The 25,285-nt window shown below is 38.0% G+C and carries 22 protein-coding genes and 2 other annotated features; of the genes, 5 read left to right on the top strand and 17 right to left on the bottom strand.

What is annotated here, in order from left to right; translation table 11 throughout:
- Positions 1–2 precede the first annotated feature (2 nt).
- Entirely contained in the window at positions 3–440 is a 438-nt protein-coding gene (locus IGI63_RS11310) for a PTS sugar transporter subunit IIA (protein ID WP_002355279.1), read from the bottom strand.
- A 14-nt stretch (positions 441–454) separates the two neighbouring features.
- A complete protein-coding gene (locus IGI63_RS11305; protein WP_002381191.1) occupies positions 455–2,227 on the bottom strand; it encodes a PTS mannitol-specific transporter subunit IIBC in 1,773 nt (590 codons plus the stop codon).
- A gap of 244 nt (positions 2,228–2,471) precedes the next feature.
- On the opposite strand from IGI63_RS11305, the gene IGI63_RS11300 reads away from it, so the two are divergent.
- Complete coding sequence (locus tag IGI63_RS11300) at positions 2,472–2,567, top strand: type I toxin-antitoxin system Fst family toxin (RefSeq protein ID WP_122975133.1); 96 nt, start codon at positions 2,472–2,474, stop codon at positions 2,565–2,567.
- A 270-nt stretch (positions 2,568–2,837) separates the two neighbouring features.
- Here IGI63_RS11300 and IGI63_RS11295 read toward each other — a convergent pair whose 3' ends face one another.
- From IGI63_RS11295 to IGI63_RS11285, 3 genes are read right to left on the bottom strand one after another with little or no spacing between them, the layout of a single operon-like run.
- Entirely contained in the window at positions 2,838–3,272 is a 435-nt protein-coding gene (locus tag IGI63_RS11295) for a PTS sugar transporter subunit IIA (protein WP_002358391.1), read from the bottom strand.
- Positions 3,273–3,282: 10 nt separating this feature from the next.
- On the bottom strand, positions 3,283–5,316 hold the full coding sequence (locus IGI63_RS11290; protein ID WP_002361171.1) for a BglG family transcription antiterminator: 2,034 nt from the start codon (positions 5,314–5,316) through the stop codon (positions 3,283–3,285).
- Positions 5,307–7,055, bottom strand: a complete 1,749-nt coding sequence (locus IGI63_RS11285; protein WP_429975811.1) for a PTS transporter subunit EIIC — start codon at positions 7,053–7,055, stop codon at positions 5,307–5,309. The genes IGI63_RS11290 and IGI63_RS11285 overlap by 10 nt, the downstream gene beginning before the upstream one ends.
- A 183-nt stretch (positions 7,056–7,238) precedes the next feature.
- Here IGI63_RS11285 and IGI63_RS11280 point away from each other — a divergent pair, with 183 nt between their 5' ends.
- Positions 7,239–8,072 (top strand): Cof-type HAD-IIB family hydrolase, encoded by an 834-nt coding sequence (locus IGI63_RS11280; protein ID WP_429975810.1) that lies wholly within the window; start codon positions 7,239–7,241, stop codon positions 8,070–8,072.
- Positions 8,073–8,114: 42 nt separating this feature from the next.
- Here IGI63_RS11280 and IGI63_RS11275 read toward each other — a convergent pair whose 3' ends face one another.
- The 6 genes from IGI63_RS11275 to IGI63_RS11250 form a co-directional block, all read right to left on the bottom strand.
- The gene (locus IGI63_RS11275) at positions 8,115–8,750 is read right to left on the bottom strand and encodes a nitroreductase family protein (RefSeq protein WP_002358386.1); all 636 of its coding nucleotides are present in this window, start codon (positions 8,748–8,750) and stop codon (positions 8,115–8,117) included.
- A 4-nt stretch (positions 8,751–8,754) separates the two neighbouring features.
- Positions 8,755–9,189: a MarR family winged helix-turn-helix transcriptional regulator gene (locus tag IGI63_RS11270; RefSeq protein ID WP_002362972.1), complete on the bottom strand. Its 435-nt coding sequence runs from the start codon at positions 9,187–9,189 to the stop codon at positions 8,755–8,757.
- A gap of 151 nt (positions 9,190–9,340) precedes the next feature.
- Entirely contained in the window at positions 9,341–10,786 is a 1,446-nt protein-coding gene (gene nhaC, locus IGI63_RS11265; protein ID WP_002383673.1) for a Na+/H+ antiporter NhaC, read from the bottom strand.
- An 89-nt stretch (positions 10,787–10,875) separates the two neighbouring features.
- Positions 10,876–11,051, bottom strand: a binding site (T-box leader).
- Between the two features lie 136 nt (positions 11,052–11,187).
- A complete protein-coding gene (gene pcp, locus IGI63_RS11260; RefSeq protein WP_429975809.1) occupies positions 11,188–11,829 on the bottom strand; it encodes a pyroglutamyl-peptidase I in 642 nt (213 codons plus the stop codon).
- Positions 11,830–11,844: 15 nt separating this feature from the next.
- The gene (locus IGI63_RS11255; protein WP_002355267.1) at positions 11,845–12,789 is read right to left on the bottom strand and encodes a DUF979 domain-containing protein; all 945 of its coding nucleotides are present in this window, start codon (positions 12,787–12,789) and stop codon (positions 11,845–11,847) included.
- On the bottom strand, positions 12,786–13,472 hold the full coding sequence (locus IGI63_RS11250) for a DUF969 domain-containing protein (RefSeq protein WP_002355265.1): 687 nt from the start codon (positions 13,470–13,472) through the stop codon (positions 12,786–12,788). The genes IGI63_RS11255 and IGI63_RS11250 overlap by 4 nt, the downstream gene beginning before the upstream one ends.
- Positions 13,473–13,664: 192 nt before the next feature.
- On the opposite strand from IGI63_RS11250, the gene IGI63_RS11245 reads away from it, so the two are divergent.
- Positions 13,665–14,180, top strand: a complete 516-nt coding sequence (locus IGI63_RS11245) for an HdeD family acid-resistance protein (RefSeq protein ID WP_002381189.1) — start codon at positions 13,665–13,667, stop codon at positions 14,178–14,180.
- Between the two features lie 15 nt (positions 14,181–14,195).
- Positions 14,196–15,380 (top strand): AI-2E family transporter, encoded by a 1,185-nt coding sequence (locus IGI63_RS11240; RefSeq protein ID WP_002383671.1) that lies wholly within the window; start codon positions 14,196–14,198, stop codon positions 15,378–15,380.
- Between the two features lie 51 nt (positions 15,381–15,431).
- On the opposite strand, the gene IGI63_RS11235 is transcribed toward IGI63_RS11240, so the two are convergent.
- The gene (locus IGI63_RS11235; protein WP_002366087.1) at positions 15,432–16,559 is read right to left on the bottom strand and encodes a 5-methyltetrahydropteroyltriglutamate--homocysteine S-methyltransferase; all 1,128 of its coding nucleotides are present in this window, start codon (positions 16,557–16,559) and stop codon (positions 15,432–15,434) included.
- A gap of 60 nt (positions 16,560–16,619) precedes the next feature.
- Positions 16,620–16,849 (bottom strand) — a binding site (T-box leader).
- 117 nt (positions 16,850–16,966) lie between these two features.
- Entirely contained in the window at positions 16,967–18,334 is a 1,368-nt protein-coding gene (locus tag IGI63_RS11230; protein ID WP_429975808.1) for a PcsB-like coiled-coil domain-containing protein, read from the bottom strand.
- Positions 18,335–18,519: 185 nt separating this feature from the next.
- On the opposite strand from IGI63_RS11230, the gene IGI63_RS11225 reads away from it, so the two are divergent.
- Entirely contained in the window at positions 18,520–18,699 is a 180-nt protein-coding gene (locus IGI63_RS11225) for a hypothetical protein (protein ID WP_002386074.1), read from the top strand.
- 91 nt (positions 18,700–18,790) lie between these two features.
- Here IGI63_RS11225 and IGI63_RS11220 read toward each other — a convergent pair whose 3' ends face one another.
- The 4 genes from IGI63_RS11220 to allD form a co-directional block, all read right to left on the bottom strand.
- Positions 18,791–21,085, bottom strand: a complete 2,295-nt coding sequence (locus IGI63_RS11220) for a WxL domain-containing protein (RefSeq protein WP_429975807.1) — start codon at positions 21,083–21,085, stop codon at positions 18,791–18,793.
- A 391-nt stretch (positions 21,086–21,476) separates the two neighbouring features.
- A complete protein-coding gene (locus tag IGI63_RS11215; RefSeq protein ID WP_002389547.1) occupies positions 21,477–22,700 on the bottom strand; it encodes an amidohydrolase family protein in 1,224 nt (407 codons plus the stop codon).
- 24 nt (positions 22,701–22,724) lie between these two features.
- Positions 22,725–24,146, bottom strand: a complete 1,422-nt coding sequence (locus IGI63_RS11210; RefSeq protein WP_429975806.1) for a citrate transporter — start codon at positions 24,144–24,146, stop codon at positions 22,725–22,727.
- A complete protein-coding gene (allD, locus tag IGI63_RS11205; protein WP_002413499.1) occupies positions 24,146–25,207 on the bottom strand; it encodes an ureidoglycolate dehydrogenase in 1,062 nt (353 codons plus the stop codon). Before allD ends, IGI63_RS11210 begins: the two co-directional genes overlap by 1 nt.
- Between the last annotated feature and the right edge of the window lie 78 nt (positions 25,208–25,285).

Below are 25,285 nucleotides of genomic sequence, written 5' to 3'. Positions count from 1 at the left end.
CTTTAAGCAATGGCTAAATTTTCTGTTATTTCTTCTTTACTTAATGCATCGGCAAGTTGCACCACGTTATCCATATCACTACAATAAAGTGCAATTTGTTGGACTAATTGCAAATGTTCTTCACCGACTCCGGCAATCCCAAATAATACGGTAGCAATTTTTTCATCTTCTTCGGTGCCAAAATTAACGCCCTCTGGGACTTGCACTACACAGATTCCTGATTTTTTCACTAATTTTTTGGCTTCTTCTGTTCCATGAGGAATAGCAATAAAATTCCCCATATAAACAGATAGCAATTGGTCTCTTTCAATCATTGCTTCGATATAAGCGGGCTCAACACAGCCTGCCTCGACTAGTTTTTCGCCGCAAAAGCGAATAGCTTCTTCTTTTGTATTAAACTGTTGATTTAATTCAATTGAAATATTCGTAAGATTTTCCATTGTTTTCTTCCTCTCTAGGCACTTTCTTTTAAGAGCGAAACCACTGTTTCATATTTTTTGGGATTAACCATACTTTTTACTGATAAGTGTGTCGCTTTCGGGGCTTTTTTACGGGCTTGTTCCGTTAGTTCAGCTTTTGTGACAATTAAAGCCTGTGTTTGTTGAGTTAATTCATTAATATTAATTTTTCGAATCGGCATTGAAATTTTCTCTTTATCTAAAATTTCTTCTAAGACTTTCATTCCCATCGTTGCTGACCCGACACGATCATCGTGAACCAAAAGAATCTCATTGACATTTGCTAAATCTCCCTCAATTTCAGAAGCAGGTGTTGCTTTGGAGACTGTTGGTTGTGCGTCGTTTTTTTCTTTGGTACCTGATAGTTCAGCCACAATTTCATCATAACGTGGTGAGTTCAAGAAGTTTTCAACTGCTACAAAGGTTGCATTAGGTGCTTTCTGTTTGGCCCGTTCTTGCAATTCCGCTTGTGTGACAATCAATGTATTTCCCTCATCGGTCAAATTATTAATGGCCCGATTCGTCACAGTTTGTACTAAACCAGCCTCTTGGACCTTTTTCCGTAAGATAGACGCACCCATTGCACTAGAGCCCATCCCAGCATCACAAGCAAAAATAATTTGTTGAATTCCTGACAATGAAGCACTACCATTTGTGACAGTTAATCCTTTGGATGCTGCTTTAGCAGCTTGGGTTTCTTTCACTTTTTGGGCAAATTCATCACTTTCTTCTTTCGCATCTGCTTTTAAAATGACTGCGGATACTGCAAAGGAAACAGCAGTTGCTGCCAAAACACCTAAAATAACTGGTAAGTAAGAACCCATTGGTGTCATCGCTAAAATAGCTATAATGGAGCCTGGGGAAGCGGGCGCACGTAAACCAGCATCTAACGTTTGGAAAACCAAACTACCTGTCGCGCCACCTGCAATAACCGATAAGAATAATAACGGTTTCATCATTACATATGGGAAGTAAATTTCGTGGATACCACCAAGGAAATGAATAATTATTGCTCCCGGTGCAGAAGATTTTGCCGCACCTTTTCCAAAAAACATAAATGCTAATAAGACACCTAACCCAGGACCAGGGTTTGCTTCTAATAGGAAAAGAATTGATTTGCCAGCCGATAAGACTTGTTCTGTCCCTAAGGGTGTTAAAATGCCATGATTAATCGCATTGTTTAAAAAGAGCACTTTTGCCGGTTCAATAAAAATACTCGTTAATGGAATCAAATGAGCATTTAAAATGATTTCCACACCACGTGCCATTGCAGCAGTCAGCGCATCGACAATTGGGCCAATCGCTGAAAAACCAAGTAAAGCTAACGCAAAACCAATCAATCCAGCTGAAAAATTGTTTACTAACATTTCAAAACCAGCTTTAATCCGATGTTGGAAATACTGATCAAATTTCTTAATTGTAAAGCCACCAAGTGGACCCATAATCATGGCACCTAGCATCATCGGAATATCGGTTCCCACAATCACGCCCATTGTCGCAATTGCGCCAACTACGGCACCGCGATCACCTGCAATTACTTTCCCACCAGTGTAGCCAATTAATAATGGAATTAAATAGGTCAACATTGGGCCAACCATCGTGGCAAAGGCTTTATTTGGCAGATATCCATCTGGGATAAATAGCGCTGTCAAAACGCCCCACGCAATCAACGCCCCGATATTGGGCATCACCATGCTAGATAAGGTACTGCCAAGTCTTTGGACTTTTGCTTTAATTGATACTTTATTTTTTTCTGGTACTTGTTCCATTTTTATTCCCCTTCTCTCAAGTAACTTTTCTTGTTGACTAAATTGTATCCGCTTTCCGAATCTGGAAAAAGTCGTACTTTGGCACAAACCATTGTGCCAAAAGTTGAAAGAAAAAAGCACGTGTTCTCTAGTACGAAAACCATAAAACACGTGCTTATTTCATTTATAATAATTTCAATAATAAATGAACAACTTTTTATGCTATACTCAAATTGGCGACTTGCCTCGAAAGAAGGTGCATCACATGTACGACATTGTCACAAAAATTCTTGTGCCGATTTTTGTCGGGATTGTCCTGAAACTTGTAACCATTTGGTTGGAAAAACAGAACGAGGAATAAACAAGTTGCTTCCAGCCGCTGCTGTCTAAACAGCAAAAAAAGACACCCTACTACTGATAGGGTGTCTTTTTAGTGCATCCATGCACGACTTTGTCACAAGTTACCTTAAATTTATCATAGGGCCTATTTTTTGTCAAGGAATCTTCTTATCTTTTTTGTTTAATCTCTTAAATAAAAATATTTTAATTTTTATTATAAAATTATTTCAATAATTATTGAACATTTCAGAATGAATTGATTTTTTATTACCAATTTTTTTCAGACGTAACTTTAGGCTTGAGCCAGAATTTTTTGCGCTTCATCTATTGTTCGACAATCACTGAGCCGCTGAATGTTTTCGAGATCTGAACAGAAAAAAGCTAATTCTTGAAGCATGCTTAGTTGCCGTTGACTTTTTAGAGCAACGACAAATAACAAAGTAGCTATTTTTCGATCTGCTTCCGTACCAAAGTTGACCCCATCAGGCACTTGAATAAAGCAAATCCCTTCTTTTAAAACTTGTTCATCTTGTCCTTCCGCATGAGGTAATGCCACGAAGTTACCGATATACACACTGACTTTTTGTTGACGTTGATACATTGCTTTGACATAGTCAGGCGTGACCAACTGATTTTTTAGCAGTAATTCACCAGAAGCTGCAAGTGCTTCCTCCCAACTAGCATACGATTGATTCAACATTATTTGCTCCGCTGTAATTTCAAACATCTCTCAACACCTAGCCTTTCATTTCTTCAATTAATAATGACGAAAGCAACTGATAAACAATGGCTTCATTTCCTGAATGAAAAATTTCTGTATTTAAATCATTCATAATAATCGCACCACTGATTTTTCCTAAAATTTTCCCGATTGTTTCATCAATCGGCATTGGCGCTAGCATGAGTAACATACGTTGTAACTGCATCGGCTTTTTATCCATACCTTCAATCATAAGTGGCTGGGCCAGATTAAAAATACAAAAAACAGGCTGTGTCACTGCTGTACTTGAGGTATGGAATAAGGCCATTTCCGTCTGAGGAATCCCAATAGGCGCTTGCTCGTAACGTTTCATCAATTGCTGACAGACGATTGCACTATCGGTGATTAAATCTGCGGAAAGTTGCGCGAGAGCTTGTTGAACGGTTTCTGCTAAATCCGCTTGATTATTTAAATCTGCTATGAAAAATGTTTCTAATAGTTTACTAATTTCTTCCATGAAAGCGACCACTGTTTCGTAGCTTTCTTCGCCACCTATTTTTTTCACAGGCGCTTTCCTAAGCGAGCGTTTTTCGTGACTAATCCGCTTAAACTCTTCTTTCAATTGGCGGATTTCATCGTCTAAAAGTAACGGTGAGATCAATTTATATTTACCGTTGTATCCTGGTAATAACGAAGTGGAAATCACTAAGTCATAGTTTTCCTCAACATTCACCTTACCTAAATCCGCAATCCGAAAAAAATGAATCTGGTTGATAAAAGGAAAGTAGCGCCGTAATCGCATTTCCAGCATACTTGTCGAAGCCAAACCGCTAGGAGAAAAACCAGCAATATCAACTTCCATAATTTTGGGACTCCGCTCTAAAGAATTGGCAAAATGAAGTACCATGTAGGCAATTTCCTCTTCCGATAAATTCTTTTGCGGAAAAATTTGCGGCAACGCTTGGCGTAAAGCCGCAGCTATTTCTTGATATTGATTCATAATCCGTTCTAAAATGGGATTCGTTAAATCTTCTTCTTGTAAAACCGCCCGAGAAAAAACACCTGATAAATGCGTCAACAACATTTTATACAAATTGGTATCTTCGAAAAAATTAACTTCCGTTTCTTGACTTACTGCTTCAATCAGTTGTTTCACTTCATAAGCCAGCTGAGTGTCAAAATGTTCATCAAAAAAATCTTCATCAAAAGAATTAGAAAAATCACTTAATAAGCTAGCAAAAAAAACAATCTCACTGACAGCGTATAGTTGTTTCGTTTCAGCAGCGACTTTTGAAAAAAGTCGTTTAGAACAATTTAGAAAGGCCTTATTCATCTGCCCAGTATAGGTCTCATCAGCTAAATAAAAACCTGCAGTGACCCGATCCATCGCAATTGTTAACATTAAAATCAAATGTTGTAATTTACGATCACTTAATGCTGGAAATAAAGTTTCTACTTCTGGCTGAACAATTTTTTGTGCAAATGCTAAATGTTCTGCATGAATAAACTGAAAGAAAAAATGGTCGTTTGTCGTTAATTCGGTAAAATGAAAAAATTGGTACTCATTAATTTCCATACTTAGAATATTCGCCATTAGAAGACGGCGATATTTTTCAGAACCAGTCACTTCATAACCTTGATTCCGAGAAATCGTCAACGGAATCCGAGCAATCCGTGTTTCTAATTGTTTAATATCGGCATAAAAAGTCGTATTACTAATACAATACGTTTCCAGAAAATAATGCATAGAGACTGGCTCTTTTGTTTGAAGTAATGTCAATAAAATCGCATGTTGCCGCGCCAAAGTAGAAAGTTCCTGTGTCTCTTCTCCTAAAATAGCAGCCTGAATTTCCGTCATCGCTGCTTCATCTGCTTGAATCGAAAAGCGCCCACGAGCTACTTTTTCCAACGTCGCGCCCATCGATGCTAGCGAGGTTTCTAAATTTTCTAATTCACGATATACCGTCCGGCGGCTAACCTTTAACAAATTCATCATGCGGTTTACTGAAACGGGGGTAGGACTATTCACTAATTCCGTTAATAGAACAGTTTCTCTTGTCGTTAAAAACATCTATCAGCTCCTCCTTCCAGCCATTCTTGATACTCTTTCTTATTCAAAAAACTAGTAACTACGTATAAATTTTGTTGCGTTAGATCTAAATGATAGGCTTGCGCCAGTTCACGAGTCACTACGTAGGTTGTCTCCTTGGTAAAAAAGACTGTTTCCAGTGGTTCTTTAGATACTTCAATCGCGACTCCTTGTTTCGCCGCTTGTTGCCGCAATAATTCAATTCCCATTGTTTGCGATCCTCGAACATTCTCGGCATATAAAAAAACAAGCTTCTGTATTTGTTTGGTCGGGTTCGTTCCAGTAGACTCTGAACCAAGTGAAGATTGCTCTTGAGAAGAAGCAGTCAGTTTGGCTAAAACTTGCGGGTAATAGGATTTAATTTCTAAAAAATTTTGAACACTCACCATATCCTTTTCTGGGACGCACTTTTGTGCTAACTGTTTCAATTCTGCTTGAATGACCACTAATGTCTTAGGCTGCCACTTCATCTGATGAACGGACTGGTAAGTCACAGGTATCTCCAAGTCCACAGCTTTTAATTGTCGGCTTAGCAAACTAGCCCCCATGGCACTTGAGCCCATTCCTGCATCACAAACAAATAAAATTTGCTGATAGTTAGGTGTGACTGTTTCCACTTGGCCTTCCTCCTTCTCCTTCATCTTTATCATTGAAACTGGTTCAATTCCTCGTTGACGTTTTAATAACAAGCTTGCTATTGCAAAAGAGCACAGAAAGCTAACAAAAATTCCGCTAAAAACCGCCAGCCTCGCATCAGTCGGGGCATTGGCTAAAATCGCAACCAATGAACCTGGCGAAGCTGGAGCACTTAGCCCCACATTAAATATTTGAAAAACAAGCGTACCACTCATTCCTCCAGCAATTACTGCTAAAAATAAGCGCGGATCCATTAAAACAAACGGAAAATAAATTTCATGAATGCCCCCAATCAGTTGAATCATGGTGGCACCTCCTGCTGTTTTTCGTTGTCCTACAGGCCCAAACAGCAGAAAAGCAACCAAAACGCCCACGCCTGGTCCAGGATTTGTTTCCAATAGAAATAAAATGGACTGACCTGTTTGACTAGCGCCTTCTAAACCTAGAGGCGTTAATAAGCCATGGTTAATCGCATTATTAAAAAATAACACTTTTAAAGGTTCTAAGAAAACGTGAACCAATGGTAAAAGATTGGCTTCAATTAACCAAGAAGAAAATTGATACAGCCAAAAACTAGCGCTTTCAACAGCCGGAGCTACAACCAGAATACCAAAACAGCAAAGCAGTCCTCCCACAATTCCTGCTAAAAAGTTTTTAGTCAGCATCTCATAGCCTTCTTTAACTTTCGGTAAGAGAATTTGTTCAATTTTGGCGAAAGTATATCCTGCTAAAGGGCCAATAAACATAGCACCAAACAACTGTGGAACATCTGTGGAAACAATCACGCCCACTGTCGCAATAGCAGCAACAACGCCGCCACGTTGTTCCTCGAACATTTTTCCGCCTGTAAAACCAATTAGAATCGGTAAAACAACTCGAATCATTATCGTTTCGACTTCAGAAAGAGCTAGCCGTAGATTCCCAGTCGTATAGCCAGCCACCAAAGACAATAAGCTCCACGCAATAAAAATACTCAAATTTGGCATAATCATCCCACTCAAACGATGACCAAAACGACGTAAATAGGGAGTTACTTTCACAAACTTATGTTTAAAAAAGAGCGAATGCATTTCTTTTTCCTTCATATTCCTTGTCCCTCGCTCTCTATGTAGATAATTAGAATACTTCTATTATATGAAATTTCACAAAAAAATAGTATAGATTTTTGTAAAATAATTCTTTTATACACCTCACAAGAGAATCCGTTTACATTAATAGAAAAAACTTTTATACTAAAAGAAAGAAACTCTTCGGATTGGAGGCCAATTATGGCAATCAAAGCAATTGTAATGGATATTGATGGTACCTTGTTAACTTCAGAAAAAAAGATTTCACCAAAAACGCGACAAGCATTAGTAGCTGCACAAAAGCAAGGCCTATCACTGATTTTGGCTTCTGGCCGCCCGACTAACGGTATGCGGCCCTTAGCAGATGAATTGGAGATGGCTCATTATAATGGACACTTACTTTCCTATAACGGCGCTTGTGTCACCCATCACGGCAGTCAGCAACAACTATTTAATCAGACAATTTCAAAGTCATTGAGTCAACAAATTTTAGAGCATTTGAAACAATTTGACGTAATTCCAATGATTAATGATGAAACATTTATGTATGTCAATGATGTTTTTCATAACACCTTACATTTAGAGACTGGTGATTTTAATATTATTGAATATGAATCACGGGGTGGCAACTTTCAATTATGTGAGTGGCGTGATTTAGCCGCCAGACTAAACTTTCCCTTGAACAAAATTTTAATTGCTGGTGAACCCGCCTATTTACAAAAATATCATGAGGCCATCTACGCGCCTTTCAAAGAAACCGTCACCGCTGCTTTTTCCGCTCCTTTCTATTTTGAATTTACCGCAAAAAATATTGATAAAGCGCGTTCTTTAGAAAAACTAACCCTACAGTTAGGTATAGCTGCTGAAGAAGTAATTGCTTTTGGTGATGGTCACAACGACTATAATATGTTGGAATGGGCCGGCACGGGGATTGCTATGGAAAACGCCGTTGACGAGCTTAAAAGCATCGCAACGGAAGTCACTTTATCCAACGACAATGACGGCATCGCTGTTGCATTAACCAACTTTCTTTAAGAAAGTTGGTTAATGCAAGCGTACGCCGTCATTTTTTATTGCCTATTCAAATGTCGTGATTTTTTCTGGTGCTAAACGAACAGATTCATAGCCAGTTTCCATGCCCTTACCCACAGATAAAATCATTACTGGGACATAGCGCTCTTGATCTAAACCAAATGTTTCGGCTAATTTTTCCGCTTCAAAACCACCGATTGGATTTGTTTCATATCCGTGAGCTCGTGCCACTAACATAAATTGCATAGCTGCTAAACTCGCATCAATTTTTACGATGTCATTCATTTGTTCTCTGCTTAAACTTTCATAATGGGGAATAATGGCTGCTAATTGTTGGTCCCGCACTTCCTTAGGCATTTTACCACTAGCATAAGCTTGATTGTAAATTTCCTCTCCTCGTTCATGGCAGTTTAGATCACCAAAAATTAAGAGCATTGCAGAAGATGTTTCATTTTGACGCGTATTAAAGCGAATTAAGGGTTTTAATTTTTCTTTGCCTGCTTCACTTTCCACTACGACAAAACGCCATGGCTGCATGTTAACAGAAGAAGGGGCAGTGGTCGCTTCTTGAATCATTGTTAACATTTCTTCATGAGAAATTTTATGGGTTTCATCGTACACCCGAACCGATTTGCGGCCAAAAACAATCTCTGAAAAATCATTCGTTGTATATGTTGTCATTCTATCATACCTCTTTCGTTGTAATGCTTTGATCTAGTTTTGTCAAAAGTTCTTTTAACTGGCGACAGTCGTCCTTTGTAAATGTACTGGGAATAATTTCTGTTACCGTTTGTTGCTTGGCTGTACATTGCTGTAGTTCTTGTTGTGCTTTTTCTGTTAAATGCACTAGCACTTCCCGATTATTTTCTGGATTTCGCTGTCGTGTCACATACTGTTTCTCTTCTAAAATTTTCAAATGGCGAGTGACCGCACCACTATCGATTTTTAAGTGTTCTTGAATCTCCGTTTGAAGACACGGCTGACGTTCTTTTAAAATCATCAGCAACTCATAACGAGTCAAACTCAAGCCAACTTGCTCTTCAAAAACTTTGGTAATTTTTTGATCTAATACCTTTAACTGACATAATAATTGGCTGACTTCCCGTAATGATAACGACATAGTTTCCTCCTTAAAAAGATGACTCGTCAACAATTGACTAGTCAACTATAACTGTTTCTTTCTAAAAATGCAACCTTTTTTACAAGAAAAATAGAACAATTGACAGGGAGAAACTACAGTATTCCCCATCAACTGTTCTATTTTAATCAACCTATTTTTCGGTAACAGGTTCTGCTGATAACCGCTTAATCCCTAAACCAGTAAACGCACTGACCATTGAGAAGACAGGCGATAATAAGCTAAAGAAAACAAATGGTAAGTAAGTCAACGTTGGTACGCCAAAGGTCCCCGCTACGAAGCTACCTGCAATCCCCCAAGGAATGAGGTAGTTAATAACCGTCCCGCCATCCTCCAAGGTTCTGCCTAAAACAGTCGGATCCAAACCTTCTTTTTTGTAAACTTCTTTAAAGGCATTCCCTGGTAAAATAACCGATAGGAATTGTTCACCAATAAAAATATTTACGCCAATTCCTGTTAATAACGTTGATAAAATCAATTTCGGTGTACTACTCATTTTCTGCGAAACAACTTCCATGACCGCAGAAATCAATCCTAATTCCATTAATAAGCCACCTAGAGACAACGTTAGAATAATAAGTGCCACAGTCGGCATCATACTCATAATCCCGCCACGACTTAATAATTGATCAATTTGTGCGTTCCCCGTTTGAGAAACAAACCCATTTTCCAACGTGTTTCCTAATGCCTGCAACGATACTTTCGGATTTTGAATAATAATCATAATTACTGCCACAATAATGTTCAACAAAATCGTGATAATCGCTGGAATTTTGCGCCAGGCACAGATTAACATTAAGGCTAATGGTAACAATGACCAAATTGAAATGGTAAAGTGGTCTTCCAATACTTGAATAACTTGAACTACTTCTGTCAGACTAGTATTCGCGTACGTTTGTCCTAAAATCATAAACAAGATTAAAGAGACGATAAATGCTGGTACAGTCGACCACATCAAGTTTTTTATATGTTTAAACAAATCCGCTTCAACAATCGCTGCGGCTAAGTTTGTTGATTCTGATAAAGGTGACATTTTATCACCAAAAACTGAACCAGAAACAATCGCCCCCACAACTAAAGCAGGATTTAACCCTAAGGTACTGCCAATACCGAAAAAGGCAATTCCAATTGTTGACATCACTGTAAAAGCACTACCTACTGCACTGCCGACAATCGCACAGACAATAAAAACTGACGGCACAAACCATTTAACACTAATCATTTTAAAACCAAAAACCATAATCGTTGGAATAATTCCTGCTTGAATCCAAACGGCAATCAATGCCCCCACTAAAATGAAAATAAAAATTGGAATAATTCCTGGCTTCAAGCCATCAACAATCCCTTTATGCATTTGATCAAATGGTACTTTACGAAACATTGCGTAGCCTAAAATCAATGCAATCACAAACAAAATAGTAATATTTGGCGATATCTTTAAGCCAATTACTCCTGTTGCAATAGCTGCCACAATAATTAATAATACGATACTTGCTTCTCGAACACTCACGGTCTTCTTTTTCTGTTTTTCTTTCATTTCGTTACTCTCCTCTAATCTTTTTTCTGAATACTCTGACATTAAAGGATCTTATGATAACGAATAACCCCTCCACAACTCATTGAAAACGCCTCCTAAAGCTACATAAAAAGAGAGATTCATCCTTAAAGAATAAGGACGAATCTCTCCGCGGTACCACCTTAATTAGAAGCTTACTTGCTTCTCGCTTATGTATTATGTAATTGTTACTACTTATTAGTGTAATTCACAAATAGACTTGATCGATTCGCAGCAACCATCGACTTTCTGAACAAAACATCTATTTCCTACTGGGCTAATAATTTATGAATCTCAATATACCAAGAAGAAACCGACTTGTCAACGAAAATAGTATAAAAAATTTTTTCACACGCCAACAAAAATTACTTTTTCTTTTTGTAAAAATAGAAAAGCGCCTCCGTTCTCACGAAAGCGCCTGTTAATTAATGGGTTGTGCCACCTTGTAGTTGAATATCTTCTTGCGTTTTTACTGCTGCTTCAATCATATAGAACAAAGAATCTGTGATTGCTTCTAATGACATAGAAGCAAACGTTGGTTTATCAATTGTTTGTTCTGGTAGGAACGGAACATGAATAAATCCGCCACGAATAGTTGGATATTTAGTGTTAATTAAGTGTAGTAAGTGATACATAATATCATTACATACAAAGGTTCCTGCTGTATAAGAAATCGCTGCAGGTAATTGATGGTCATGACAATTTTTTACCATCGCTTTAATCGGTAAATTTGTAAAATAGGCTGTTGCTCCATCTTCAACCAGCGGCACATCGCTTGGTTGTTGTCCTGTATTATCCGGGATACGCGCTTCCGCTAAATTAATCGCCACTTTTTCAACAGTGACTGTTTGGCGGCCGCCTGCTTGTCCAACACAAATCACCATATCTGGTTGATGGGTTTCAATTGCTTCAGCCACTTTTTCACCACTAGTGCCAAAAACAGTTGGCACCTCAACTTTAATAATTTCAGCTCCTGCAATTTCAGCAGGTAATTTTTTGACTGCTTCAAAGGCAGGATTGATTGCTTCTCCTCCAAATGGATCAAAGCCAGTAACGACAACTTTCATTTCGATCATCCTTTCTTATTTGAATAGAATCATATAAACAATTTGGAAAATTAACATGAAAAGTGCAATCGGCAATTGATTTTTAATGACGCCGTACTTATCTTTCATTTCCAACATGGCTACAGGTACGATATTAAAGTTCGCAGCCATCGGTGTTAACAGTGTACCACAAAAACCACATGTTAAGGCAACCATCCCAACTAATGCGGGATCTGCACCTAAAGAAAAGACAAACGGCACACCAATTCCAACTGTCATCACGGTTATTGCTGCAAAGGCATTGCCCATGATAGCCGTAAAAATAACCATTCCCACAGCATAAATAATAATCCCTACATTGACATTTCCTGCTGGTACTACGGCACTAACCCCTTTTGAAATAATCTCACCAACACCAGCGCTAGTAAAAACAGCACCTAAACAAGCTAATAGCATTGGCAACGTACTAAGAGGACCGACTGTTTCTAACATTTCCGCCGCATCATCAAAAAATACTTTCGGCGTATTATTTTTAGAAAAGAACATCATGATGAAAATCGCTACAAAGACACCAACACCGACACCGACTAAAGCTCCTAAAGTAGTCAATGTGGCAAAAAGAATTGCAAAAACCCCGATACTTAGTGCGGGAATAAAAATCTTCATTCCTAATTTTTGAGACATTTTTTCCATGTATTCTTTCGAAGGTAAGCGACTTTCTCCTTTTGTCACTTTTTGAAGAATTGCCGGAATTGTCATCACAAAAATAAGTACGCCACAGGCAACTGGTGGGATAAACCGACCAAAACCGATTAAAATCCCTAAGATTCCCCAGAATAAACTAGTCCCATACGCATGTTGATTGGTTTTATCACGAAAACTACGAAAACTTGTATATAACAAGATAATCCCCATAAAAATATAAAGGACTTCCAATAACTTTGCACTCAAATCAATACTTGGATCTGTGAAAAAACTCATTTCAGTCCCTCCTGTCCATAATATTTTTTACGTAATCTTTTTTCTTTTAAAGTAAAGTAAATACTTGCCGAAATTAAGGCAACTAAGGCGACTGGTACTTCCACTAAAGCCAATTTACCTAATGTCACTTCATAGCCTAAATCTTTTAATGTTGATTGAACAAGTAATGCCCCAGCCCCACCAACAAACAGAACTTGACCAAAGAACCAACAGATATTTTCCATGGCTGAAGCCATCCCTTTTAGTTCTTCTTCATACTCTGGCACCATTGGTAAATTTTTTGATTCAATTGTTCCTAACGCCATTGGCAAAATAATCGGACGCACAAAACCTGCTACCCCACCGAAACTTACGTTAAAAGCGGCGAAGATAATCCGAAAGACACCATAAATGTCAATAATCACACCAGCAGATACCTTTTTGAATCGTTTAATCAACGTAGCCGCTGACTCTTTCAAGCCATTTCTTTCTAACGTTCCTGTTGCTAACATAATAATAATAAAGATAGCCATGCCTCGATTATTCACAAAGGTTGTTCCTAGTGTTTCTAGCATTGATGTCAAACCAAGCCCGCCAGTAAAAGCCGTCACTATTAAAGCAACCATCACAATCAAGATAGCATCAAATTTCAATGCGAAGCCGACAATGACGATCAATACGCCTAATAAAGGTAATAAATCCATCAAATCTCTCCTTCTTAAAATAAAATTTCACTTTCCATTATATGCCAATTTTCGCTCATTTGTAAGACTTTTTTAATTTTTAATGTTATTTTTTCTAAAGACACAGTTTCCAACACTTTTTAGAGCTACCACTCGCACTTTTTTCTTTTTTCCGCTAGAATAAAAGAAACAATAACATTGAGGAGGATTTTTATGTTCCAAACTTTTAGAGAAAATTTTCGGCGCCATACCCTATTGCGCGACGCCGTCTTTATCGTTATCGGAAGTGCCATTGTCTTTAATCCCGGTGCTTTCTTCCAGTTCGTCGGTTATTTAATTGCTGGTTATTTGATGCTTTTAGGGTTAATTAATATTTATGATGACTACAAAATAAAAAAACAAACGGGTAGCTGGGGGCTTGGTTTCGTAACAGGTTTAATCTTTGTCGTCTTAGCAGTAGCCTTTTTATTTTTTGCACCGGTGATTGTTTCGATTCTGCCATTTTTATTAGGGATTAGCATTGTTATAAACGGCCTCGTTCAATTGACTTTTGCTTTAAATACTCGTCAAACAGGCGCGCTTATCTACAGTATTCTGGTTTTAATCGCTGGAGCTGTTTTAGTTTTCAACCCCTTCAAAAGTCTCTTAGTTTTGATGCAAGTCTTTGGATTTATCCTGATTTTCATGGGTGTCATTGAAATTATTGGTCATTTTAGAAATAAAGCTTAACGAAAGGAGCAACTTATGGATAAAGAAAGTACCAAGTGGATCCGCTTTTTAGGTGGGAAAAATTTACTTTACACATTAACTATCCTTTGTCTAATTGCTGTAACTATCTTTTTATTCAACACTGTTTCATTTATCTTTAAACCAATTTTTGTTATTTTTAGTGCCGTCTTAGGCCCGGTACTTTTTGGTATTATTCTATTTTATTTGCTTAATCCAATGGTGAAACGCCTTGAGAAAAAAATTCCCCGTGTTTGGGCGATTGCGATTCTCTATGTCTTAATTATTGCATTACTAGTGTTAGCTGGACTGCAACTTTTCCCAATTATCCAAGACCAAACGGAAGAATTAATCAAACAATTCCCAAGTTTTTGGAAAAGCACGCTCCAAGCAGTACAAGAATTTATGGCTAAAACACCTTTTGCAAAAGATTTAGAATCTGCTAATGAGTCGATTAATCAGCTCTGGGGCAAACTTGCAAACTCCTTTAAAGACTTTGCAGGGGATTACCTACAAACAGGCGCACAAGGTCTGGGAAGCGTCTTTTCTGCAGTCTCTTCTACTTTCCTAACCTTGTTTACAGGACCTATCATCGCCTTTTTCCTTTTAAAAGACAAAGAAAAGTTTTATCGCTTTGTAAAAGGCATCATTCCCCCAGCTTTTCGTCCTGATTTTGACGAATATAGCCAAATTGCCAACATTCAAATTGGCGATTATCTAAAAGGTCAAGTCATTGCTTCGTTGGTTTTAGGGATTATGTATTGGCCAGCTTTTCTATTAATTGGTTTACAATTTGGTAGCATTTTAGCTTTAGCTGCGGGTATTTTATGTATTATTCCTTATATCGGGCCATTTATTGCCTTTATTCCTGGATTGATTATTGCCTTTCAGGATTCCACATTTATGGTAGTAAAATTCGTTATCGTCTGGTTTGCCATCCAATTGATTCATGGTGATTTTGTTATTCCTCGTGTGATGGGCGATAAATTAAAAGTCCATCCGATTACTATTTTACTTGTCTTGTTAGTTATGGGTGAACTGTTTGGTTTAATGGGCGTTATCTTCGGGATTCCAATGTATTGCCTAGTTAAAGTGACAGTCATTTATTTATTCCGCAAATTCAAACAACGCTATAACCGCTTTTATGGTGACAATGGCGAGTATGAACACACGAATTTTACTAAAGATCAATATTTAAAATAATACAATGAAAAAACTGGGACATAATCCGTTTAGACTTATGTCCCAGTTTTTTTACCATACTTCTCTAGCAATTTCTTGAAGTAATTGAACTTTGCGCCATTGTTCTTTCTCCGTCAAACGATTTCCTTCTTCCGTCGAAGCAAAACCGCATTGCGGACTAATACTTAAGTTTTCTAAAGGAACAAACTGTTGGGCTTCTTCAATTCGTGCTTTCACTTGTTCAGTCTCTTCTAATTCAGGAAACTTAGAAGTAACTAAACCTAAAACGACTTTGCTGCCATTATTTTGCCAATGTCTTAATGGTGAAAAGTCCCCTGCACGATCTGAGTCATATTCCAAGAAGAAACCATCATAATTCGTAGCAAATAATTCTTTTGCTATCGGTTCATAACCACCTGAAAATAACCAAGACGAAGCATGGTTCCCACGGCAAATGTGCGTGGTTACAGTTAAATCTTCTGGCTTGCCAGCTAAGGCTTCATTAATAATCGTGGTACACACTTGTGCAATTTCTTCTGGCTGTATTCCTTTTGCTCGTAATTCTTCTTGTTTTGTCTGATCCGCTAGAAACGCCCAATTTGTATCATCAAATTGCAAATAACGGCAACCTCTCTCGTAAAAGGCCGCAATTGCGTCTTTATATGTTTGTGCTAAATCCTTATAAAAAGCACCAATCTCTGGATAAATTGTTTGAATGCGCGAGGTGCCATCGTTAGATAAAATTTCTTGACGTAAAATCATGGTCGGACTAGGGATCGTTGCTTTGGCTACCGTGCCATCACCAACTTCCACCACCTCTTTTAAAAATGAAAAGTCCTCTAAAAATGGATGTTGCGCAGGAAAAGATATTTTATCCACTACGCGGATATTATAGGCCGGAGCTGCTTTTCCATGAAAGGTTTGGTTATACCCCGTTTCTGGGATATAGCCTGTCACACCATTTAATCCTTCTAAGAAATCAATATGCCAAAAACCGCGACGAAATTCACCATCTGTGATTCCCCGTAAGCCGCCAGCTTTTTGTTTTGCTACTAATGCTTTGATTTCCTCATCTTCAATAAGACGTAGCTCTGCTTGAGATAAAGCACCTGCTTGGACCTTTTTCCGTGCTTTCTTAATTGTTTCCGGACGTAAAAAACTTCCCACATGATCAACTGTAAAAGGAATCTGACTACTCATTTGCCTCACTCTTTCCTATTTTTATTTATAAAAAAACGCCCTTTTACTAGCCGTAACTAGTAAAAGGGCGATTATTATCGCGGTACCACCTTTTTTCGGAAAGATGACTCTTTCCCTTCAACTGACAATCATAATCAGCGGTCTTGTTAACGAAAGACATTACGTTTTTGCCTACGTTTCGACAAAAATTCCTCCTAGGCCATTTTTCGATACGGACATCTAACTTTTTTCACCAACCAAAGTCTCTCTACCAGCTGTCTTGTATTTACTTTCCTATTCAACGGAAATTATTAGATTATAATTAGAATACCACGTTTAGCAAATTTGTCAACGGAGATGGATGAAATAGTAATGAAAAAAGCAGCTTCTTTTCAGAAGCTGCTTACGTCTATTTTTATCATTGCTGATTAGGCTGAGTGTCCTACAATTGTGCTACCTGAGTAACCAAAACCGACACGCGTAATACCTGGGTTAATTTCCCAATCACGGTGACCGCTACCTGAAGCTGTTACCATGTTTGTTTCATTGTACCACGCCATGATTACTGAGTTACCTGGCGCCCACATAATTGCGATAACTTCATCTCCACGAGACCAGTGATCATTTGGAATACCACCTGCTTCAACTTGTGCTGCACGAGCAGTTGCAGAAGCTGCTAAGCCTGCATCCCATACTACTGGACGTAAACCTAAAGATTGACGTAGAACGTTCAATGCATTGATTGTTGGATCAGCAGAAGGCGCTGGTGTTGGTTGCTCTGGTTCTGGTGTTGGTGGTGTAACTGTTCCACCACCAGTTTGGCCACCATTATTTCCATTATCACTTGGTGTTGTAGGTTGTACTGGTTGTTCTGATGAAGAAGAGTCAGTATTTTCTGTTGCACTATTATCTGTACTTGGTGTAGTTGTTTCAGTTGTTTGTTGCGTGCTTGATTCAGTTGCTGAGCTTGAGCTTGCTGGTGCTTGCGCTTCTGTTGTTGAAGAAGAGGCAACTGGTGCTTCTGCTTTTACTTCAGCTTTAGCTTGAACTGGTTTTGCAGCAGCTTGTTTAGCTTTTTCAGCTGCAGCTTTTTGTTCAGCAGCTAAGCGTGCTTGCTCTGCTTCAGCAGCTGCTTTTTGTTTTTCTAAGCCAGCTTTAGAACTTTCAGCTGATGATTGTTCTAATGCTAATGAAGCTTTCATTACGTTTAATTCAGATTGTTTAGAAAGTAAATCTTGACGTTTTGTTTCTAATTCAGCTTCTGTTGCTTCAAGTTGTTTCATTTTTTTCTCGTTTTCAGCTTTTTTATCAACAACGGCTTGTTTATCTTCTTTTTGTTGTTGCATTAAGTCGTTGTTGGCACTTACGATTGTTGAAACAGCTTGAACACGGCTGATTGCATCTGCAACTGAGTCCGCATCTAAAACTGCATCTAGCATTGTTGTGCTTTGTCCATTAACTTGAACATCACGTGCTTGATTTTTGATTGCTTCGTTACGTTTTTCAATACGTTGATTCAAGTTTGTAATTTCTTGTTGTAATTGTTCTGATTTTGCTTTTAGTGTTTGCTTTTGTTCACGTAAAGCCATGCTTTCATCAAATACTGAAGATACTTCTGCTTCTAAAGAAGATACTTGTGAAGCTAAATCCCCTTGTTTTGCTTTTAATGATGAAATTTCTTGATTTTTTTCTTCAATTTTTTTATCAACATTGTCCGCCAAAGCGATGCTTGGGGTAGCAATTGCTGATAGCGTTAATGAACATAGTAATACTGATGCAAATAGACGTTTCTTCACTTGTCATTCCTCCGAATTAATTTCTAAAGTTTATTTAAAATATCTTAATCTTTTCTTACGACAAAAACATTCTACCACACCCATATTTCAATTAAGCAATAGAAATGTTACAAAAACATTTCAGATCACTCCTTCTTTCTCCATAATAGGTAAACTTACCTTTTGTAAGGCTTTTACACCTTGCCATGACTGGTTTTCACGTGTTTTCAATTGTTAAACAATTCTTCGATTTTTTTTCATATTTTTTCTTTTTTTATTCAAATTTTGCTTCTTTTTTGTCGATATATGCTTTTTTTCGTAAAATTAATCATTTTTCCTTCTTTTTATTAAACGTTTTTGTTACAAAATTTGTTATATTTTGGTAATGAATCAAGAAAAAGGCCGCTTCGTTGAGCCGCCTTTTATTATTTCTATGCAATGTTTTTGATCAAACTATTCAACTTATTTTTTATGGACTTATGGGCCTGTCACTAAATTCCAAGTCACCATTGCTTGATAAGTTTGATCTTTTCTACCTTGATTTGCTGGAATTTCTAATTTGATTTGATCAAAAGAAAAATCAAATTGATAAACATCACTTTCGTCAAACTGACCATTGGCAACAATATGGCTAGCTACACCGTTGGCAACTAATTGAATAGCGGTTGTTTTGCCAAGAGCAACTTTAGTTTCCGTTGGTTGATTATACTGAATAAAACCTGAAACATTGGTTGTTCCTAACAATAACTTTGTCATTGATGATAGTTGATCCACTCTTCCTTCAAAGGGGGATAGTTCTGCAGTTAGTGCCCAATTGGGTTGTGATTTTTTCAAACGTAAATATGGATTTTCCTGACCATTTTCATAATAATCTGCTGCCTGCTTTAAACCATGTTGCTGCGTGTTGCTAGAAATGGCGACTTTGCCAAAATCAAAAGTTGGTGTGCTGATAAAACCTTCCTCATCTGGTGCCACAATTTCTTGATTTTTAGGTTGGATTCTGACAGTATCAGCTGCGTGAACAGCAGAAAAATTTCCATTCATTTCAACAGCCGCTTGTAACACTTGATCTGGTTCACCTGTAGCAATTGTTGTCATCATAATAGTTGCTGTCTGACCAATAGGCACTTCCGTATTTAAAGCAATGCCAACTCGCCAATTTTCATCAGTAATAGGAACAATTTTGTTTGGTTCAGATCCAACACGAATCGTGACTTGGATTGGCCGAGCTAGACCTGGTGACCAACCACTTGCTGGCTTTAAGTTTATTTTTTTTAACGGTACTTCTCCCACATTTGTAAGCATAATCTGCCAAATTTGTATATAACCACTTGGCATGACTTTGACTAGTCCTTCTATTTGCATTTCAGCTTTTGCAGTTATTTCCTTATACACTGCTGTAATAGCGTTCATTTCATTAAAAACAGGGGAGTTTATGGGGCGCTTCGTTTTTTCTAAGCTCTCTTGTTTTGTTTTATCTTGATACCAACCTTGATATAAATAAGTTTTACCGTTAACGCTGTATTGTTGTGGCAGTTTTTTTTCAGCTAAATAGCGAAAGCCATCCGTAGTCATTGGTTGTTGGTGATCCTGAATAAAATCAGATGGTGGTGCAATTTCAACACCGTTTACATCCTCAAATGTATAATTTTTTTGAGGTATCTCCTTATAGACAACAGTTAAATCATCATTGTCATCATAGGTAATATCATAACTGGGCGTTACGCTTTTTTCTAAATTTTCAGGTCTCGTTTTCCCTTTATACCATCCTTGAAATTGATACGTTTTTGAGTCAATTTCATAGCTACTTGGCAAAAGATCTTTCTGTTTAAAGGCGTAAGGGTCACGCTCAATAAGCGTTTGCTTTCCTTGTCTAAACCCCGGTGGTGGAGAGATTGGTTTCCCTTGAGTATCCACAAAATGTTCTGTCACTATGCGATTGGTAACATGATAATAAACCGGCCCTGAAAATTTAAAGTAATTCAATAGCCCAGATTGATTCGATGAATCAACCTTCACTTGGTTGTACAAAGGAACGATTAGTTTTTGACTCTCGCTAATGTTAAACGTTACTCCTGTTTTCTGACTATATTGTTGTGCAGACATTTTTTCCAATTCAAATTGCGAAATTGTTGTTGGATATTGGTTTCCTGATGCGTCGGAAATAGTTGGCAGCGGAAAATTGGGATCAATTTCCCCTTTCTTATTGTATAAGCTTAAAGAAGTATAATATCTTGGTAAAAAAAATGTTTGATTACTCGCTGCAAGCACCGTTGACATGTCGGAATAGACGGCTACTTTCTCACTTGGAATTACCACTTCTTTTAAATTAGCCACTGTAGATGCTGTCACTGGTTGACTTTCACCTTCCCACACATTTATGCCATTTGGGGAATTGCCTTGCCAACTATGATACTGTAGAAGGATCTCATTGGCGTTTACTGGCTGCCCCTCTTCATTAATAAATCCATAACGATAAGTTAGGTTAGGCGTCTCAATTCTTTCTCTAATCGTTTGACTTGTAACATTAGCCTCATTATCGATTAACTCACTTTTTGGCAATGCTAGTGGTTCTTCATCATGTAGTTTATCCTTTGTCTGTGGTTGTTCACTTTCGGCTTTTTCTGCTGTTAATGAATGATTGGTTCCTTCTCTTACTTGTTTTGTACTTGGTAATGTTTCTGCAAAAACAGTTGTCTGTATTAGTATGGGGAATACTAATATATGGCAGATGCCCGTTACTATCAATTCTTTCCATTTACTTCGCTTCATATTGTCCCTTCTTTCTAAAGAACAATCCAACAATTCTTAGTTAACTAAACATTAAGACACTAAACTTAGCAGAATGATCACTTACCATTTTCAGCAACAGTCTTGTCTTGTGGTATCGGTTTTATTTTTCTTTATACTTTGGATCATTCACTTGTTTCAGCGCTATTCGTCCAATACTTCTTTTTACTAACCAGTTATAACTAGTTTAGCAAAAAAGAATAATTTCTGAAATTCCGAATTTTAAACAGATAGGAGCATTTCCTGAAGATTCTATATATATCAAGGAAAATCGACCAAAAATAAACTGAAAATAAACTTTTCAATAGAGAATCATAGCTAAAACAGGATAAATTAATCATATTTTCACCTTCCTAGCTTTTTGTTTTTTTTCTTAACGAATGATTTCGACTTTTTTGTCTGTCTTGACTGTAACACGGCCGTTTTTAATAACATATAACCGTTCTGGAATATCAATAATCGCATGTTCAACCACTTTTGTGTCTAATAAGACTAAATCTGCTTTATTCCCAACTGCGACACCGTATCCTTCTAGTCCCATCGCACGAGCAGGACTTGTTGTTACCATTGGTAGCACTGTTTTTAAGTCATCCGCTCCACCTAGGTGCCCAACAGGAATGGCTAACATCGCTGTTTGAACAATATCCCCTGTGCCATATGGTGTAAAAGCATTGCGAATATTATTCGTAGCAATACAGACATTCACGCCACCATCGCGTAATTTACGAATTGGCGTAACCGCACGTCGAACATTGTACTGATCACCACGAGCCCCTAAATGTAAATCCGTTGCTGGTAAAGCCATCACGCTAATATTTGCTTCCGCCATTTTTGCAATAATAGGCGCCAATTCTGCTTCAGGTAAGGCATGCAATGCCGTTAAGTGGCCCACTGAAACACGGCCTTGGTAGCCTTCAGCGATGGTTTTTTCACATAAATATTCAATACTCATATCATCAGCTTCATCGGCAAAATCTTGGTGTAAATCTACATCTTTATCATATTTTTTAGCAATTTCAAACACTAAATCAATATGTTCTTTCGCTGGTGCATCATTATAAGGAATACCGCCGACAACGTCTGCGCCCATATCCATTGCTTCATACATCATTTGTTCTGTTCCAGGGGCTTTAAAAATTCCTTCTTGCGGAAACGCAACTACTTGCATGTCAATTAACTCTTTGTATTCTTCTTTCAAACGCATAATTGTTTTGAAGCCAGTAAAACCTTGCGCTGGGTCAAATTCTGCATGCGTTCTTAACGCCGTGGTCCCATGAACGATTAACATTTCTAAAGCACGTTTGGCACGGTCGTAAATGTCTTCTTCGGTAAATGTTGGTTTTAATTCTGCGGTTACTTCAATTGCTTCTTTCAACGTACCTGATTTATTTGGTTTACGATCAGCGATTAATGCCTTGTCCAAATGTAAATGGCTTTCTACAAAACCTGGGATTAAAACACGACCATCTGCTTCGATGACTTCTTTGGCATCGCCAGTAATAACTGGGGCGATTTCAATGATTTTACCTTCTTTAATAGCTACATCTTGTAATGCTTCACCGTCTTGAAGACGAACTTGTTTAATTAATAAATCCATGTTTTCCACTCCCTAAATTGTTTTTTATCCAAAGATTAAACCGATAACTAATAATAGTACAGAGGCAATACTTAACCATTTCACGTTTCCTTTAACAACATCCAAAATTGGAATTTGGAAGCCTGAAGATAAAGCTTGCATAGTAATATTAACGAAACTCATTTGACTACCTAAACCAACACCCATTGCTACAAAACCTAATGCTAACGGCGGGAAGTTCAACGATACAGCAACTGGTAGCACTAAAGTTAAAACAGAACCTACGTAGGCCCCAGCTGGAATCCCAATTAAAATCCCTGTTAAAATGGCAACTGGCACGACAATAAAGGCTGGTGCATTTTCAGCAACACCTGCGATTACAGCAAACGTTCCTGTTTGTGCAATAACATTAATAAAGGCTAAGAAAATCCCTACTTGGAATAAACGAGTCAAAATATATGTAGACCCATCTACCATCGCTTCGACAGATTTGTTCATTGAGAAATCTGTACATAAGAAAATTAAAACTAATGTTAAAATCATGTATACAAGTGGCGTAAAGAAGGCAAAACCAATTAAATCATTCACAATTGGTCCAAAAATTACAGCAAACAATAAGAAAATGGCTGGCAAGGTAATTTTAAATAATTCACCATTGCTCTTTTTATCAAATTCATCATCTGCCGACTCTTTAAAGCCAACATTTCTATGTTTCGTTCCCCAAAAGGCTAACACAATCGCTAATGCTACGAAGAATAACCAGTAAGGTCGCATGGTTGAAACATATGAACCGACACTGATATCGCCTAATTTTGAAACAATACTTGATTCTAATGAAGCGGGTGATGTTGTAAATGATACCGCAGCAGCTAAAGACATTGCTGCAATTAATTCAGGAACAACGCCAACTGCGGCAAAGGCCAATGGCGCAATAACCATCGCACTTCCGCCACCAATTCCTGACATATATGTGGCTGCGGCTAATAAGATAACAATAAAAGCTGAAACATACTCGACTTTTCCTTTTGTGCCTCGTTTGGCTAAAGTTAATGCAGCTGAATAACTACCTGCTTTAAAGACCGCCATCGCAACAGCTGAATTAATGATGGGAACGGTAATTCCTAACATCATCGGGATAGCTTCCAACATCTGTTTATTCGCTTCTTCTAGTCCAATGCCACCAATCAGCATCGCTAAGACGCCACCAATTAAACCAGCGATAATCATATCGACTTTCATAAACAATAGAACCAAAACAACAATCAATGGAATAATCACAACTAATGCCATGATTCCTGTCGGGGCAACTACATCCCCAATCTCATCAGCAAAGGCCACAACTGGCACAAAAATACTAACTAAGAATGCAAAAATAAGTGCTACTTTTGACGATTTTTTCATTTTACTTTCCTCCAATAGAAAGAAGGCGAGAGCAACGCAGTAGCGAATACTCTCTGAGCTCCTCATTATTTGGCAAAGGCACCTTGCCCGCCATATTTATCGTAATGTACAATCTCACTAACTAAATAATCATAAATACTTTGTGGAATTTCAATGCCTTCTGACATGGCTTTTTGATAGTTTAGCTGACCAATTTCTCCTGGATAGTAAACTTGTTGAAACCCTTCTGCTGTAGGCACACTATGAAGTTCTTCCACCATTTGATTAATATTTTCTTTAAATCGTTCAGAATCTGTAAAGCGGCTTGGATCAATGACTAAAAACATCTGACCCAGATTCCGTTTCTCCGTTAAATCCGCATACATGGAGCTGACATGTTTGCCAAAAGGTAAGCCTAACAACGAACCAGCTAAGACATCGACCATCATCATTAGTCCATATCCTTTTGGTCCTGAAATCGGCAATAAACCTCGTACTTCATAAGGATCAGTCGTTGGCTGGCCTTTTTCGTCTACTGCCCACGTGTCGGGAATTTCAACATCTCTTGAACGTGCATCTAAAATTTTCCCCCAAGCCTGTACTGTCGTAGCCATATCAAACACGACTGGTTCATGACCTGCTCTAGGTGCTGCAAAAGCGATTGGATTTGTCCCAAAATAATTGCTTGTACCACCAAACGGTACCACCATTGGATCAGATTGACACATCGAAAGAGCAACCATGCCTTGTTCCGCTGCTTTTTTAACATAATACGATAACGTCCCGCTATGACTCGTTTGAGAAACGCCAACATATGCTAACCCTGATTCTTTGGCTAGATCAACTGCAGCAGCTAATGCTTCGTTACAAACAAATTGACCCACGCCATTATCGCCATGAAAAATGGCAGTGGACGGTCCAGTTTTTTCAAATGATAATTCGGGGTCAATCGTGATCCCGCCTTTTGCAATCCGTTCCGCATAATAATCCATACGAACCGCCCCGTGTGAATGAATACCGCTAGCATCTGCAAAAGTTAAATGTCGAGCAACTTCTTCGGCATGTTCAGAATGTAAACCAGCAGCTTCTAATTTTTGTTTCATCAGCTTTTCTAATTTTTCCGGTGTAACGACAACCATTTCTTCCATTGCGCTTGCTCCTTTATCATTAATCTTAAAAAAGGGAAAGAAAACAAGTGATTTTCTTCTTCGTCCTTGCATTTCCTC

The sequence above is a fragment of the Enterococcus sp. DIV0086 genome, assembly GCF_050498705.1.
GTDB lineage: Bacteria > Bacillota > Bacilli > Lactobacillales > Enterococcaceae > Enterococcus > Enterococcus faecalis.
Note: the sequence above shows the minus strand (reverse complement) of the source record. Positions and strands in the feature narration are given on the sequence as shown.

What these genes read in the sequence shown, in the direction of transcription:
- allD (WP_002413499.1), bottom strand. Translation starts at nt 25,207, where the DNA reads ATGGAAGAAATGGTTGTCGTTACACCGGAAAAATTAGAAAAGCTGATG.
- IGI63_RS11225 (WP_002386074.1), top strand. Translation starts at nt 18,520, where the DNA reads ATGACTGGTTTTCACGTGTTTTCAATTGTTAAACAATTCTTCGATTTT.
- IGI63_RS11275 (WP_002358386.1), bottom strand. Translation starts at nt 8,750, where the DNA reads ATGACAACATATACAACGAATGATTTTTCAGAGATTGTTTTTGGCCGC.
- IGI63_RS11270 (WP_002362972.1), bottom strand. Translation starts at nt 9,189, where the DNA reads ATGTCGTTATCATTACGGGAAGTCAGCCAATTATTATGTCAGTTAAAG.
- IGI63_RS11295 (WP_002358391.1), bottom strand. Translation starts at nt 3,272, where the DNA reads ATGTTTGAAATTACAGCGGAGCAAATAATGTTGAATCAATCGTATGCT.
- IGI63_RS11245 (WP_002381189.1), top strand. Translation starts at nt 13,665, where the DNA reads ATGTTCCAAACTTTTAGAGAAAATTTTCGGCGCCATACCCTATTGCGC.
- IGI63_RS11300 (WP_122975133.1), top strand. Translation starts at nt 2,472, where the DNA reads ATGTACGACATTGTCACAAAAATTCTTGTGCCGATTTTTGTCGGGATT.
- IGI63_RS11310 (WP_002355279.1), bottom strand. Translation starts at nt 440, where the DNA reads ATGGAAAATCTTACGAATATTTCAATTGAATTAAATCAACAGTTTAAT.
- IGI63_RS11280 (WP_429975810.1), top strand. Translation starts at nt 7,239, where the DNA reads ATGGCAATCAAAGCAATTGTAATGGATATTGATGGTACCTTGTTAACT.
- IGI63_RS11235 (WP_002366087.1), bottom strand. Translation starts at nt 16,559, where the DNA reads ATGAGTAGTCAGATTCCTTTTACAGTTGATCATGTGGGAAGTTTTTTA.
- IGI63_RS11215 (WP_002389547.1), bottom strand. Translation starts at nt 22,700, where the DNA reads ATGGATTTATTAATTAAACAAGTTCGTCTTCAAGACGGTGAAGCATTA.
- IGI63_RS11305 (WP_002381191.1), bottom strand. Translation starts at nt 2,227, where the DNA reads ATGGAACAAGTACCAGAAAAAAATAAAGTATCAATTAAAGCAAAAGTC.
- IGI63_RS11220 (WP_429975807.1), bottom strand. Translation starts at nt 21,085, where the DNA reads ATGAAGCGAAGTAAATGGAAAGAATTGATAGTAACGGGCATCTGCCAT.
- IGI63_RS11285 (WP_429975811.1), bottom strand. Translation starts at nt 7,055, where the DNA reads ATGAAGGAAAAAGAAATGCATTCGCTCTTTTTTAAACATAAGTTTGTG.
- nhaC (WP_002383673.1), bottom strand. Translation starts at nt 10,786, where the DNA reads ATGTCAGAGTATTCAGAAAAAAGATTAGAGGAGAGTAACGAAATGAAA.
- IGI63_RS11240 (WP_002383671.1), top strand. Translation starts at nt 14,196, where the DNA reads ATGGATAAAGAAAGTACCAAGTGGATCCGCTTTTTAGGTGGGAAAAAT.
- IGI63_RS11210 (WP_429975806.1), bottom strand. Translation starts at nt 24,146, where the DNA reads ATGAGGAGCTCAGAGAGTATTCGCTACTGCGTTGCTCTCGCCTTCTTT.
- IGI63_RS11255 (WP_002355267.1), bottom strand. Translation starts at nt 12,789, where the DNA reads ATGAGTTTTTTCACAGATCCAAGTATTGATTTGAGTGCAAAGTTATTG.
- pcp (WP_429975809.1), bottom strand. Translation starts at nt 11,829, where the DNA reads ATGAAAGTTGTCGTTACTGGCTTTGATCCATTTGGAGGAGAAGCAATC.
- IGI63_RS11290 (WP_002361171.1), bottom strand. Translation starts at nt 5,316, where the DNA reads ATGTTTTTAACGACAAGAGAAACTGTTCTATTAACGGAATTAGTGAAT.
- IGI63_RS11250 (WP_002355265.1), bottom strand. Translation starts at nt 13,472, where the DNA reads ATGGATTTATTACCTTTATTAGGCGTATTGATCGTCATTGTCGGCTTC.